The organism is Providencia burhodogranariea DSM 19968 (assembly GCF_000314855.2).
GTDB lineage: Bacteria > Pseudomonadota > Gammaproteobacteria > Enterobacterales > Enterobacteriaceae > Providencia > Providencia burhodogranariea.
Window position 1 is genome coordinate 1,681,816 of sequence record NZ_KB233222.1, and the last position, 14,293, is coordinate 1,696,108.

Sequence of the window (14,293 nt, forward strand, 5' to 3'; positions counted from 1 at the left end):
TTTCTTAGCGTTAACAATATCACAATGCGTCCGTAGCTCAGTTGGTTAGAGCACCACCTTGACATGGTGGGGGTCGGTAGTTCGAGTCTACTCGGACGCACCATTCATTTTCCCTTTGATTCTCAATAACTTCTCTATCGACTAGAGCGAATTGCTTTTTCTTTTTATTTGTTGCGCAACATAATGTTCGTAAATCATCAATTATTTTGATCTAAGCTATCTCTTCATTCAATTTTGCAAAATTTGATTTGTCTCACAGTTTTTTGTTGTCTATAATAAGATTAATCACTGAAAAGTTTCATTAGAAATAAATCAGTAAGTTAGCTTTAGTGAAGTAGATTATAGCCACAAGAATTATGATAAAAAATGAGAGCTAATTCACAATATAATTGCATTAAATACCAGACTGTCACCTATCATTAATACAATGCGTTGCGCAAAGTCATTTACTGGCATGCATTTTTTTGAATCGGTGACAATATCGATTTCCTTTATAACCTTTAGATAGACTGCCATGAAAAAAACTAAAATTGTTTGTACCATCGGCCCAAAAACCGAATCAGAAGAAAAATTGAATCAACTTCTTGATGCAGGCATGAATGTCATGCGTCTCAACTTCTCTCACGGTGACTATGATGAGCATGGTCAACGCATCAAAAACTTACGCGCTGTCTGTGCAAGAACAGGAAAACAAGCTGCAATTCTTCTTGATACTAAAGGACCAGAAATCCGCACAATGAAACTAGAGGGCGGTAACGACGTTTCTCTTGTTGCTGGTCAAACCTTTACATTTACCACTGATACTTCTGTTATCGGTAATAAAGATAAAGTCGCTGTCACCTATGCGGGTCTAACTGCAGATCTAAACGCTGGTGATACCGTCTTAGTTGATGACGGTTTGATTGGTATGAAAGTTAAAGACGTCACTACTACTGAAGTTATTTGTGAAGTGTTAAATAATGGTGACTTAGGTGAGAAAAAAGGGGTTAACCTACCAGGCGTTTCCATAGGTTTACCTGCACTTGCCGAAAAAGATAAAGAAGATTTAGTTTTTGGTTGCGAGCAAGGTGTTGATTTTGTTGCTGCATCTTTTATTCGTAAAGGTTCAGATGTTGAAGAAATTCGCGCTCATTTGAAAAAACATGGCGGCGAAAACATTCAAATTATCTCTAAAATTGAAAATCAAGAAGGTTTAAATAACTTCGATGAAATTTTAGAAGCCTCTGATGGCATCATGGTTGCCCGTGGTGACTTAGGTGTTGAAATCCCTGTTGAAGAAGTCATCTTTGCACAAAAAATGATGATTGAAAAATGTGTTGCAGCTCGTAAAGTCGTTATCACAGCAACACAAATGTTAGATTCTATGATTAAAAACCCTCGCCCTACCCGTGCGGAAGCTGGCGATGTAGCTAACGCCATCCTTGATGGTACTGATGCTGTTATGCTTTCTGGTGAAAGCGCAAAAGGTAAATATCCAATTGAAGCTGTAACTATTATGGCTACAATTTGTGAACGTACTGACCGTGTAATGCCAACTCGTATTGACAGTCAAAAAACAGGCCAACCTTTACGTGTTACAGAAGCTGTTTCACGTGGTGCTGTTGAAATGTCTGAAAAACTGCATGTTCCACTAATTGTTGTTGCCACTTACGGTGGGAAATCTGCAAAATCAGTGCGTAAATATTTCCCAACTGCACCGATTTTGGCACTGACAACTAATGAAGAAACGGCTCGTCAGTTATTATTAGTTAAAGGTGTTATTCCAATGTTAATCAATGGTTTTACATCAACAGATGATTTTTATCGTGAAGGTAAAAACGCTGCATTAAATAGTGGCCTAGCAAAAGAAGGCGATGCTATTGTAATGGTTTCTGGTGCCCTTGTTCCAAGCGGAACAACAAATACCTCATCAGTACACGTTCTATAATTAATAAAGTAATTCAGTGATATTAAGCCCTATACTGTTAACTCAGTGCAGGGCTTTTCTTTAACATAAAATGCTTTTTCTAACGCACGTTTCAACTTATAACCTTATTGTTTATTTGTTATGTTAATCTAATATCTTAGAATAGTTTTAAGTGCTTCAATAGCGGCATTAAACGTTAAATTTAATTTTTTCTTATTTTTCCTACTACATGGCGTAAAGTATTTCTAGCAAAACTGGAAATTAAGTACTAGCATAAGACTAAGTGAGTACCATCTTTGGGCATTTTAAATGGCCTTATCAGAATTAAGCAGAAGTAGTGATACTATCTGAAATCTATTTTGTTGGTGGCTTACTTTTTATATTTTCAATATAAATCTATCTAGAGGGTAAAATAATGATTCGTACTAAATTTGTACTGGGCTCTATCGTATTAGCTTCAGCATTACTGGCGGGTTGTTCTAACAGCACTGAGGTTCAGAAACTTTCTTCAGATGTTCAAACTCTGAATGGTAAAGTCGATCAACTGAGCAGCGATGTTCAAACTATTCGTGCCGAAGTACAAACTGCGCAACAAGAAGCAGCACGTGCTAACCAACGTCTAGACAACCAAGTCCGTTCTTACAAAAAGTAAGTTTGGATTGACAGCGATGATATAGAAAATTTTTTCTTTACATCGTGCGCTCTCTATAAGAGGGTCTATATTTATAGATCCTCTTATTTTTTTAGATGTTAGATGCGAATTATCCTTACTTTATTCAAACCATAATCAATGTTGAATTCAGCATAAATCTAGGCAGTACAACTTAACCATAGATAAAAACTGGCTGAATTGAAGTTTTCTAGTTATTTATTACATCAGAATAGGATGAGAAAAGAATAATTAAATCGTTAAATATGCAGTGTGACATGTCACGTTTTATCGTGATAAATCTATATTTTTACTAAAACCCTTCATAAACCAGCTAACTATTATTTTTAATTTCAATTGGTTATATATTTATCGCTATAACATGGTGAATTACTGCGAAACTAAATGATTGTAAAATCAATTAATTTCCAATAATGCAATAAGAAAGCGACCTACTGGTCGCCTTACTAACTAATTTGGCTGTATATAGCAGGTTCCTTGTGATTGATCATTCATGTCCACTGAACCTACTATTCGTCCATTTTTTAACCGCGCTTAATCTAACTAGTTGGTTGTTGGCTCACTGTATACTGGCTGAGGCTGTGAAATGGTAAATGCTTCGATTGGCGTCAATTCTGGATACTTACCCTGCTCCCCAGAATTATGACTACTTTCAGGTTCAATTGCTGTATATTCCTGCTCAGGGTGTTCAGGTTCATTATTACCTTGTTCATTATTTACCTTCACAGGTAGCCCTGAACGTCTCACAAGTTCTTTTTGAACTAAAGCTTTATCAACCCCTTCATTTTCTAAAAAACGCTTGAAATCATCAGACAATGCGATAGGCATGATCTGAGGGTCATCGTTTGATGTTTTAGATAATGGTTGGTGTACTTCGATATAATAACTACCATCAGCCTCTTTAGAATATTTGACTGGTTGGTTAATTACTTGAACTCGTGTTCCTTTAGGCACTGTTTTAAATAGTGCTTCAATGTCATCTGGACGCAAACGAATACAACCTGAGCTTACTCGCATACCAATACCAAAGTCAGCATTGGTTCCATGAATTAAATATTCACCTTTACCATAGGCTAAACGCAGAGCATAAAGCCCCATTGGGTTTTCAGGCCCAGCAGGTACAACCGCAGGTAATGTAATGCCTTCTTTTGCATAATTTTTACGAATATTCACTGTCGGTGTCCAAGTTGGATCTTTAATGGACTGACTGACAGAAGTTACCATTTCTGGTGTATCACGTCCTAATTGGCCAATACCTATTGGATAAACGACAACTTCCTTGCTTCCTGCGGGATAGTAATAAAGTCTTAACTCTGCAAGATTTATCACAATACCCGTTCTTGGAGTAGTAGGAAGTAACATCTGTGTAGGAATAATCAATTCTTTGCCGGCTTCAGGCAAATAGGGATCTGTGCCTGGATTAGCTTCTAGCATACCAAGCAAACCAATTTGGTGTTCACTAGCAATCATTTCTAACGAACGCCCATCATCGGGTACAACATAGAGCGTATTTTCCCCGATAAGACGCGTATTACTATCTGGTAATGGATAATCCATCGCTTGTACCGGCGACAACAATGCACTCGCTACAAATAAACTTGCCATCGTTAACACTTTCTTCATACCGACTCCAGGGAAATAATTCAATACTATCTACGAGTTATAGATGTATATAATAGCAACAATATTACATATCTATAATACCTATTAGATATTTTAGATGCCAATAATGGTTACTTAGCTTAAAAAACAGCATATTAGGTTAACAAAATAACATCGTACGTGTTTATAGGAATAGAACGAAAAATGAGCGGAGAAGTGAAGTTCCCCGCTTTAATGTTATTGCAGCGCTGTTGCACGGGCTAGAATTGAGCGGATCATAGCATTTAACCCCTGAGTGCGTGATGGGGTTAAATGCTGCTCCAAGGCAAGCTGAGAGAAAAATGCTTTTATATCTAACGATAGAATTTGTTCTGCTGTTTTGCCTTGAAATAGGATAATAACTATCGCAACCAATCCTTTTACGATGGCAGCATCACTATCGCCAACAAAGTTGATTCTGCCATCAGACTGTTTTTGCATATCAATCCAAACTTGGCTTTGGCAACCCGCAATAAGGTTAGAATCACTACGTTGTGTATCGGTTAAATCGGTCAAACGCCCACCAAGCTCTATCATGTAGAGATAACGTTCTTCCCAGTCCTGACAACGCGCAAAATTACGCAGTAATTTATGTTCATCGGGCAAAGCTGGCATACTTCTTTCCTTACTTAATAGCAAATGTACTAAAGGTTTATTAGCCTAGATTAGTTTATTTTTATGAATATTAATGATGTTGTGAAAAGGTAGAATGCCAAGTTACTTTTGATATCTTTTACAAAATAAAACTGCGGCTATAGCACCTTGACCCCTTTTTTATTGCAAATTTAAGGAACCGCACCAAAAATAATTCGAGCTGTATATAGGTAACAAACCAGCCATAAAGCTTGAAATATGATAGCTATATCATGGAGAAGAGCCAATAACATATTGGCTCTTCTCCATCAATAACAGCAAAAATAAACACAATTAGGTTTTATCACCTAGCCTAACAATTTTTTAATTCTCTGTAACGCATTGAATAAGGTATCTACCTCTTCTTTTGTCGTATAGATACCAACAGATGCACGACACATAGCTGGCACACTAAAACGGTCCATAAGAGGCAATGCACAGTGATGTCCTGTACGAATCGCTATTCCATACTGATCTAAGAATGACCCAACATCATAGGCATGATGTATGCCAAGATTGAAAGCGATGACGCCTTCACGCTGATCATTTCCATATAAAATTATTGATGGGATCTCTTTTAATTTTTGCGATGCATAAGCCATGATATCCGACTCATGCGCAAATGCTTCTTTCAAACCAATAGCATTGAGATAGTCAAAAGCAGCACCTAGACCGATAATTGCGCTAACATTGGGTGTTCCTGCTTCAAAACGCCAAGGTGCATCCGCATACGTTATACCTTTCTTGAGACTAACTTGACGGATCATCGCCCCACCACCTTCCCATGGTGGCATTTGATCTAACAGCGATTTTTTACCATATAGAATACCAATGCCTGTTGGCCCATACAGTTTATGTCCCGAAAATGCATAAAAATCGCAGTCGAGATCTTGCACATCAACAATGCTATGCATCGCACCTTGAGCACCATCAACTGACACATAAAGCTCTGCACCACGTGAAGCAGCGATAGCTCTTGCTTGCTGAATAATATTTTTTACCGGATTGACTGTTCCTAATACATTAGAGATATGTGTAAAGCTCAACAAACGGGTATTTGCATCGATCAACTCATCTAATTTTTCTAATTGTAATGTTCCACCGTCAGATACGGGCAAGATACGAATTTCAAAACCAATGGTTTCTGCCAACATAAACCATGGAACAATGTTGGCATGGTGCTCCATCTCAGTAATGACAATATTATCGCCTTTACCAATAAATTTTCGGCCGAAGCTATTTGCGACTAAGTTAAGAGCTTCCGTTGTGCCCTTAACAAATACAATTTCTTCTGCTGATGCTGCATGAATAAAATCTGCCGCTTTTTGCCGAACTTCTTCCATCATGGTCGTCGCTTGTGCGCTGAGCGTATGTATACCGCGATGAACTGCGGCATATTGATGCAACGTAAACTCGCTCTCTCTTTCAATCACCTGTAGAGGCTTTTGTGCACTGGCTGCGCTATCAAGATAAACCAAAGGATGATTATTCACACTTTGGGATAAGGCAGGAAAATCCTGCCTAACTGCTGCTACGTTGTATGTCATACGAATACTAGACCTCTGCTAAGCGTTGGCGGATGCTCGCCATCACAGCTTGTTTGAGTTCTTCTGATTCAATCGATTCAGTGAGCTCAGCTGCAAAAGCAATAATGATCATATGTTTCGCTGCTTTGCCATCAATGCCTCTAGAACGCAGATAAAATAGCTGCTCATCATCGATACGTCCGACAGTTGCACCATGCCCACATTTTACATCATCAGCATAGATTTCTAACTGTGGCTTAGTATCAATTTCAGATTTTTCACCTAATAACAAAGTGTTATTACTCATCTGCCCATCTGTTTTCAAGGCATTTGGTGAAACCTTAATGACGCCATTGAACACAGCTTTACTGCTGTCCATTGCAATCACTTTATGTAATTGGCGACTTGTACAATGGCCTGCGTTATGTTCAAGATACGTTCTGGTATCAGCAATTTCAGCATCTTTTGGCAATAGCAAACTATTAAGTGACAAATTGGCACTTTCACCTTCAAGTTGAGCACTGGAATGATTACGAGTTAGTTTAGCGCCAAGTAAAAAACTACTACTCAATACTTGGCTATCGCGACCAACAACAATATCATTATGCGCAAAATGCTGTGCCTGGTTGTTTTCATTATTCAGCTTAAAGTGCCGATACTGAGCGTTATCACCAACTTCAACCGTTAATCGACTACCTGTGAAATGCGCTTTATCATTAAAACTAACAAAGTGCTCAATCACCTGAGCCTTGCTATTTGTATCCAACGTAATGTGGTAGCGGTACTGGCTCGTATTAACCTCTGTTCCATCATGCCCACTGGATATATTCAGTAAGTAAAGCGGTTTTTGTGCGATTTGGTTCGCAGCAAGATGAATAACAATAGGCTGTTGAGCAAGGCTCTCTGTCAGATGTAAGAAAATTTCGCTGTTAACCGCATCAGGCAACATATCTTGATTATCTAAGAGTGCAACTTGAAATGGCCCCATATCAACTGAGCTCAATGTCGAGCTATAACGCCCATCAACAAGAACAATTCGATAAGCATCAATTGGCAGCGCTAATCCTTCACACTCTTTCTCATCAATATTCTGCTCAGCAAAACTGTACTGTGTATTAAGAACAGTTTGTAAAGGCGTGTAGTGCCAATCTTCATGACGAAATTCAGGTAAACCTACCTGATTGGCTTTTTCCCAATGTGCCGCTGCATGGTGAGATTTAGCACCAGAACGGATGTTGAAAAGTGTTGCAAAACGCGCCATCGCCTGCTCATTTAATGCTGCTACTTGAGAGCGTTTTCCTGATTTTTCACTGTTGGTCAATAAGCCAGCCATAACCCTGTTCCTCCAGTTTTTTCGCCAAGCTGAAATCACCTGATTTGATGATTTTTCCCTGATACAAGACATGTACGAAATCAGGTTTGACGTAATCCAGAATACGCTGGTAGTGCGTCACAATAATGAATGAGCGTTCTGGTGAGCGTAGTGAATTGACGCCATTTGCAACAATTTTCAATGCATCGATATCCAAACCTGAATCAGTTTCATCTAAGATGCACAACTGCGGCTCAAGCGCTGCCATTTGCAAAATATCATTACGTTTTTTCTCACCACCAGAGAAACCCACATTCACTGAACGAGTCAGTAAATCTTGTGGCATCTCAAGTAAATTAATTTTATCTTCGATAAAATCTTGAAAATCAAAACGATCTAAAGCTTCTTCTTGACGATACTCTCGCACAGCATTAACTGCTGTTTGCAAGAAAAATTGGTTACTGACACCCGGAATTTCAACTGGATATTGAAATGCGAGGAAAATACCTTCACCTGCTCGTTCTTCTGGATCTAATTCAAGGAGATCTTTTCCTTTAAAAGTAACTTCACCGCTGTCAATTTCATACTCTTCACGACCCGCTAGCGTCGCAGAAAGTGTACTTTTACCAGAACCATTTGGTCCCATTATCGCGTGAACTTCACCAGGTTTCACTTCTAGTGATAAACCCTTTAAAATCTCATTACCTTCTACACTTACATGTAAATTTTTAACACTCAACATATCAACATGCCTTTAGCGCCTTGCGCATATAATTCTATTTATATCAACCCACGCTGTGTTCTAGGCTGATTGCTAGCAATTTCTGTGCTTCTACCGCAAACTCTAATGGAAGTTCCGAGAAAACATCTTTACAGAAACCATTTACGATCATTGAAATCGCATCATCTTCACTTATTCCTCTTTGGAGGCAGTAAAAAAGCTGATCTTCACCGATACGAGAGGTCGTTGCCTCATGTTCGAGATGTGCAGTGTTATTTTTTACTTCAACATAAGGGAAAGTGTGAGCGCCGCACTGAGTACCTATCAACATCGAATCACATTGAGTGAAATTGCGTGCATTATAGGCGCTAGGCAATATTTTCACTAAGCCGCGATAGCTATTTTGGCTTTTACCTGCCGAGATACCTTTAGAAATGATCGTCGAACGGGTATTTTTCCCGATGTGGATCATTTTGGTTCCCGTATCTGCTTGTTGGTTACCATTTGTTAGCGCAACGGAAAAGAATTCGCCGACTGAGTTATCACCTTTTAAGATAACACTCGGGTATTTCCATGTGATGGCTGAACCCGTTTCTGACTGGGTCCATGACATCTTCGAGTTTTCACCTTCACACAGAGCGCGCTTAGTGACGAAGTTAAGGATACCACCCGCTTCACTGTCACCCCCTGAGAACCAGTTTTGAACTGTTGAGTATTTCACTTCAGCATCTTTATGAATGATGACTTCAACGACCGCAGCGTGCAGCTGGTAACTATCACGAACTGGCGCAGAACACCCTTCGATGTAACTCACATAACTGCCTTCATCAGCAATGAGTATTGTTCTCTCAAACTGCCCAGTTTTTGCTGCATTAATACGGAAATAGGTAGATAGCTCCATTGGGCAGTGAACCCCTTTAGGGATATACACAAAGGTGCCATCTGAGGCAACCGCAGCATTCAACGCAGCAAAGAAGTTATCGTGGCTAGAAACAACACTACCAAGATACTTTTGTACAAGTTCCGGATATTCGTGAATAGCTTCACCAAATGAACAGAAAATAATGCCGTGCTTAGCAAGGTCTCCACGGTATGTAGTGGAAACAGAGACAGAGTCAAAAATTGCATCAACTGCAACCGCTTTTCCTTCACGAACAGGAACACCAAGTTGGTTAAAGGCTTCTTCGACTTCTGCTGTTAGATAGTTGTTGGTTTCTGTAACACCAGTCGCTTGTGTTGCACCCGTTTGTGAACCACAAGTGTCATCACAAGAACCACAAGAGGGTGCAGAGTAATAACTATACTCCTGATAATCTAAATTTGGATAATGGGCTTTTAACCAATGTGGCTCTTCCATTCCCTTCCAATGATGATAAGCATCAAGGCGGAACTTTAGCATCCACTCTGGTTCATTACGTTTCGCAGAAATAGCACGGACAACATCTTCGTTAATCCCTTTAGCCATTTCATCTGTGGCGACATTAGTAAAAAAGCCTTCTTTATAACGCTGGTCATCTAGCCAGCTTTGAACTTCATCGCCAATTTCTACATTGCTCTGAGACATAATCTGACTTCACATGTTAAACGCCGAAGCTTTCACCACACCCACAGGCATGTTGTGCTTTCGGGTTATTAAATTTGAATATACGATTAAGACCTTCTTGGACATAATCGATAACTGTGCCATCAATGAAAGGCATTGCTTCTTTTGGTACATATAGATGTGCACCATTGTGTTCAAAGAGTAAATGGTTCTCTGTTGGGTTTTCTATCATTTCGAAAACATAGCCAAAGCCTGCACAACCAGACTGTTTAACGCCTAACGAAAGTCCTTTAGTTTCAGGATTTTGTTCCATCAATTTGTTGATTTGTTTCGCTGCGCTATCAGTTAGGTTTACACCTTGCCAACTACTTTCATCCAGAGAAAAAGTTTCTACGCTGTCAGTCATTTTTGACCCCACAATTTTCATGGCTTTTCAGCCAGTTATCAGGAGATTAACTCCGTTTATACTATGGTAACCATAACCCTTACTACTTCAACCATTTGTTTTGAGAGGTTATACCCATTATAGTTTACTTTTTACTCAAATGTAGTTTATTTTTCAATCAATAACAACGGAAAAGTAAGCTAACCCATTAAATATAAACAATTAAAAATAATTACATTTTTTTTGTCGTTTTGTACTCATAAATACACAAAATGGCACTAATTAATAAAGGTATATTTATTATACAACTTAATTGGTTTAGTAAGAATTGATATTATAATAAATGTCAATGAAGGAATCTCAGACCAAACTTAGCCTGAGGCTAGGGGCAACTAATCTGAAAGTACGGCCGTTGTTAGACGAGAAGTACAACACAACTGCCCTTGCTCATTAAAAATATCAATATTCCAAACCTGCTGACGACGTCCAAGATGAATAGGTTTACAAATACCTTTTACCACACCGTCCCTTGCAGAACGAATATGGTTTGCATTAATCTCGAGACCAACAACACGTTGCTCGCCTTCACTACACAAATAACCCGCAATTGAGCCTAAAGATTCAGCCAGAACAACTGATGCTCCACCATGCAATAAACCAAAAGGCTGCTTTGTCCGATTATCAACGGGCATTATACCTTCAAGATAGTCATCACCAAAACCAGTAATTTCGATACCAAGATGACCTAACATGCAGTCTTTTGCCATTAAGGACATCTGTTCTAGATTAAATTTACGTTTCCAAATCATTCAACTATCTCCAGCAATGCTTGTATAGGATGCTTTATTTGGGTATTTTCCATGCGTTTCACTTGGCTACGGCACGAATAGCCTGTACTTAAACAGCGAGCCTTCGGTAATTTATCCATCTCAGGTTTCCACGACAAATTATAGATACCTTTTGAGTTTTTAATATTAGCGATTTCATGTCCATAGGTTCCAGCCATGCCACAACAGCCTACACTAATGTTCTTCAGTTCTTGTCCATACCGCTTGAACAAATTAGCCCAATGCACACCACTATTTGGTAATGCTGTTGCCTCAGTACAATGACCAAAGAAATACCATGGTTCAGACTGCATTTTTTTATTCAATTGAGGATCTGGTAGTGCGATAAGCCATTCATGTGCAAGCTGCACTGTAAATCGACACTGTTGCTGCCCCAATATTTCGTGATATTCATCGCGATAACATAAGACTAGTGCAGGATCGACACCGACCATCGGTAATTCCAATTTCGCCACACGGTTGAGAAAATCTGCTGTTTTCTGCGCTGTTTTCGCAAACCGTGCAAGAAAACCTTTAATATGCTGAGCTTTACCATTAGGTGAAAATGGCAATAGAACGGGTTTGAATCCTAATTTTTCAATCAACTTAACAAAGTCAGCAACGACCTTTGCATCGTAATAACTGGTAAATGGGTCTTGTACCACCAGCACATAATTTTCCCGCTGCGATACCGTCATTCCCTCTAATTGCTCTAATGTGACTGTAATTGCCGCATGACCGGACAATTCCTGCTTCAATGTTGGCTGCGAAAATAAAGGTAAATCAACCATACCGATAGTTTGTTCACTTAACTTTTGGATCCACGGTTGACGCAAAAAGAAATTAAATACACCCGGTGCTTTTGATAGCAATGGTGCACTTGCCTCAACCCCAGCAACAATATGATCTCGCACAGGCCTTAAATAACGACCATGATATAAAGCTAAAAATTTAGCTCTAAATGAAGGAACATCAATTTTAATTGGGCATTGTGTTGAACAAGCTTTACACGCTAAACAGCCAGACATTGCGGCTTTAACTTCATGAGAAAAATCGTAATCCCCCCTTTGAGCACGCCATGTATTACGTGTTTTATCAATTAATCCACGTAATGAAGGACGGTTATCTTTAATTCCTTTTTCAAGGCTCTCAGGGCTGACTCCTTGCTCAGCTAGTAATCTTAACCACTCACGAACAAGTGTTGCTCGGCCTTTTGGTGAATGAATCCGTTGACCGCTAATTTTCATTGAAGGACACATCGGACTTTTTACATCAAAATTAAAACAGAGCCCATTGCCATTGCAATCCATAGCGCCACGGAATTCTTGGCGTATTTGTACCGGAATTTGTCGGTCATATGAGCCTCGTTTTATGGCATCGACCTGTTTCATTGGTGCATCAAGCCCAGTTGGAGGACATATTTTCCCAGGATTCAACCGATTATCAGGATCAAATGCTGCTTTAATATTTCGTAATTCGGCAAAAAGAACTTCACCAAAGAATTCAGGGCTATATTGTGCTCTAAAGCCTTTTCCGTGCTCTCCCCATAATAGCCCACCGTATTTTGCAGTGAGAGCAACAATGTCATCTGAAATTTGCTTCATCAATATTTCTTGTTGGGGATCACACATATCCAATGCTGGACGGACATGTAAAACACCCGCATCTACATGTCCAAACATGCCGTAATTAAGATTATGGCTATCCAGTAACGCTCTAAATTCAACGATATAATCAGCAAGATGTTCAGGAGGAACACAAGTGTCTTCTACAAATGGAATAGGTTTTGCAGCGCCTTTACTATTACCCAACAGGCCAACAGCTTTTTTACGCATATTATAAATACGGTTAATATCCTCAAGATCATCACAAACCTGATAACCAATGATGCCTGCTTCATGGCTCGCCATTAATTCATCAAGCCGTTGACAGAGACTTTCCGTCAAGCCATTAATTTCAATTTTATCATCACCGCTGAACTCAACAATATTTAAGCCAAGCATCTCTTTATTGGGAATATCTGTAATCAATGTCTTAACTGAATGCCAAACAATATCTTCACGTGCTAGATTGAGGACTTTTGAATCAACTGTTTCAACAGACAGTGCTTTCGCTTGAACCATAAACGGCGCATTACGAAGCGCTGATTCAAATGAATCATATTTAATATTAACCAGTTGACGTACTTTCGGCAGTGGAGTGATATCCAAGGTTGCTTCAGTAATAAAAGCAAGTGACCCTTCAGATCCGGTTAATATACGAGTTAGATCAAATTCACTGAGATCATCATTAAAGACATGGCGTAAATCATAGCCTGTTAAGAATCGATTAAGCTTTGGAAATTTTGCTTCAATCAACGGTCTCTGCTCTAGACAGCGTTCCAGTACTGTTTTGTAAATTCGCCCAGTGATAGAATCTTCAGACGCAATCGTTTGGGCGAGTGCGATAGGCATAGCACGTGTATCAAGGCATTCTCCTCCAAGTAAAATAGCTTTAACACCCAAAACATGGTCAGATGTTTTACCATAAACTAGTGAACCTTGACCTGAAGCATCAGTATTGATCATTCCACCGAGAGTCGCACGATTACTTGTCGATAATTCAGGTGAGAAAAAATAGCCATAAGGCTTAAGGAACTGATTTAGTTGGTCTTTGATAACACCAGCTTCAACTTTAACCCATCCCTGCTCTGGATTAATTTCTAGGATGCGGTTCATGTAGCGTGACATATCGACGACAATCCCTTCAGTGAGGGACTGGCCATTAGTACCGGTTCCACCACCGCGAGGGGTAAATGTGAGCTCACGAAATTTATCTTGCCCTGCTATTCGGGTAATAATTTGTACATCTGCACTTGAACGAGGAAAAATAACGGCCTGAGGTAATAATTGATAAATACTATTATCTGTTGCCATTGATAAACGTTCAGCATAGCTGGTGCCATTATCACCCGTAAAGCCCTGCTCTTGCAGCTGGTGCAGAAATTCAATGGCGAGTTTACTTAGATGAGGTGCTTCAGTTATACGCGGGATCATTATTAACGATGACTCTTGTTGTTTAGTGTTCGCATAGCTCGTTCTGTACTATCTTTAGTTTAAGTAGCACAATAGTGCTTGATTGGTTTACAGA

General features: G+C 39.4%; 11 protein-coding genes and 1 tRNA gene. 3 read left to right on the forward strand and 9 right to left on the reverse strand.

Going from position 1 to position 14,293, the window contains the following annotated elements; translation table 11 throughout:
• Positions 1–26 precede the first annotated feature (26 nt).
• The 3 genes from OOA_RS07150 (at position 27) to OOA_RS07160 (ending at position 2,558) form a co-directional block, all read left to right on the forward strand.
• Positions 27–103: transfer RNA gene (locus OOA_RS07150), tRNA-Val, on the forward strand.
• A gap of 411 nt (positions 104–514) precedes the next feature.
• Complete coding sequence (gene pykF, locus OOA_RS07155; protein WP_008911473.1) at positions 515–1,927, forward strand: pyruvate kinase PykF; 1,413 nt, start codon at positions 515–517, stop codon at positions 1,925–1,927.
• Positions 1,928–2,321: 394 nt separating this feature from the next.
• Positions 2,322–2,558 carry a major outer membrane lipoprotein gene (locus OOA_RS07160; protein WP_008911474.1) on the forward strand — a complete coding sequence of 79 codons (237 nt, stop codon included), beginning with the start codon at positions 2,322–2,324 and terminating at the stop codon, positions 2,556–2,558.
• 561 nt (positions 2,559–3,119) lie between these two features.
• Here the strand turns inward: OOA_RS07160 and OOA_RS07165 are convergent.
• The 9 genes from OOA_RS07165 to ydiJ all read right to left on the reverse strand — a co-directional run bounded on the left by OOA_RS07165 (position 3,120) and on the right by ydiJ (position 14,199).
• Positions 3,120–4,199: a L,D-transpeptidase family protein gene (locus OOA_RS07165; RefSeq protein ID WP_008911475.1), complete on the reverse strand. Its 1,080-nt coding sequence runs from the start codon at positions 4,197–4,199 to the stop codon at positions 3,120–3,122.
• A 216-nt stretch (positions 4,200–4,415) separates the two neighbouring features.
• Positions 4,416–4,832: a cysteine desulfuration protein SufE gene (sufE, locus tag OOA_RS07170; protein ID WP_008911476.1), complete on the reverse strand. Its 417-nt coding sequence runs from the start codon at positions 4,830–4,832 to the stop codon at positions 4,416–4,418.
• Between the two features lie 326 nt (positions 4,833–5,158).
• Positions 5,159–6,397 carry a cysteine desulfurase SufS gene (gene sufS / locus OOA_RS07175; RefSeq protein WP_008911477.1) on the reverse strand — a complete coding sequence of 413 codons (1,239 nt, stop codon included), beginning with the start codon at positions 6,395–6,397 and terminating at the stop codon, positions 5,159–5,161.
• Positions 6,398–6,404: 7 nt separating this feature from the next.
• Positions 6,405–7,709, reverse strand: coding sequence for a Fe-S cluster assembly protein SufD (gene sufD, locus OOA_RS07180; RefSeq protein WP_008911478.1), 1,305 nt, complete (start codon positions 7,707–7,709; stop codon positions 6,405–6,407).
• The gene (gene sufC, locus OOA_RS07185; RefSeq protein ID WP_008911479.1) at positions 7,684–8,430 is read right to left on the reverse strand and encodes a Fe-S cluster assembly ATPase SufC; all 747 of its coding nucleotides are present in this window, start codon (positions 8,428–8,430) and stop codon (positions 7,684–7,686) included. The genes sufD and sufC overlap by 26 nt, the downstream gene beginning before the upstream one ends.
• Positions 8,431–8,473: 43 nt before the next feature.
• Positions 8,474–9,973, reverse strand: coding sequence for a Fe-S cluster assembly protein SufB (gene sufB / locus OOA_RS07190; RefSeq protein ID WP_008911480.1), 1,500 nt, complete (start codon positions 9,971–9,973; stop codon positions 8,474–8,476).
• A gap of 16 nt (positions 9,974–9,989) precedes the next feature.
• Positions 9,990–10,358, reverse strand: coding sequence for a Fe-S cluster assembly scaffold SufA (gene sufA, locus OOA_RS07195; protein WP_040691195.1), 369 nt, complete (start codon positions 10,356–10,358; stop codon positions 9,990–9,992).
• Positions 10,359–10,729: 371 nt separating this feature from the next.
• The gene (locus tag OOA_RS07200; RefSeq protein ID WP_008911482.1) at positions 10,730–11,146 is read right to left on the reverse strand and encodes a hotdog fold thioesterase; all 417 of its coding nucleotides are present in this window, start codon (positions 11,144–11,146) and stop codon (positions 10,730–10,732) included.
• A complete protein-coding gene (ydiJ, locus tag OOA_RS07205; protein WP_008911483.1) occupies positions 11,143–14,199 on the reverse strand; it encodes a D-2-hydroxyglutarate dehydrogenase YdiJ in 3,057 nt (1,018 codons plus the stop codon). Before ydiJ ends, OOA_RS07200 begins: the two co-directional genes overlap by 4 nt.
• Positions 14,200–14,293 lie beyond the last annotated feature (94 nt).

Coding starts and splice junctions, on each gene's coding strand:
- pykF (WP_008911473.1), top strand. CDS start 515: ATGAAAAAAACTAAAATTGTTTGTACCATCGGCCCAAAAACCGAATCA.
- OOA_RS07160 (WP_008911474.1), top strand. CDS start 2,322: ATGATTCGTACTAAATTTGTACTGGGCTCTATCGTATTAGCTTCAGCA.
- OOA_RS07165 (WP_008911475.1), bottom strand. CDS start 4,199: ATGAAGAAAGTGTTAACGATGGCAAGTTTATTTGTAGCGAGTGCATTG.
- sufE (WP_008911476.1), bottom strand. CDS start 4,832: ATGCCAGCTTTGCCCGATGAACATAAATTACTGCGTAATTTTGCGCGT.
- sufS (WP_008911477.1), bottom strand. CDS start 6,397: ATGACATACAACGTAGCAGCAGTTAGGCAGGATTTTCCTGCCTTATCC.
- sufD (WP_008911478.1), bottom strand. CDS start 7,709: ATGGCTGGCTTATTGACCAACAGTGAAAAATCAGGAAAACGCTCTCAA.
- sufC (WP_008911479.1), bottom strand. CDS start 8,430: ATGTTGAGTGTTAAAAATTTACATGTAAGTGTAGAAGGTAATGAGATT.
- sufB (WP_008911480.1), bottom strand. CDS start 9,973: ATGTCTCAGAGCAATGTAGAAATTGGCGATGAAGTTCAAAGCTGGCTA.
- sufA (WP_040691195.1), bottom strand. CDS start 10,358: ATGACTGACAGCGTAGAAACTTTTTCTCTGGATGAAAGTAGTTGGCAA.
- OOA_RS07200 (WP_008911482.1), bottom strand. CDS start 11,146: ATGATTTGGAAACGTAAATTTAATCTAGAACAGATGTCCTTAATGGCA.
- ydiJ (WP_008911483.1), bottom strand. CDS start 14,199: ATGATCCCGCGTATAACTGAAGCACCTCATCTAAGTAAACTCGCCATT.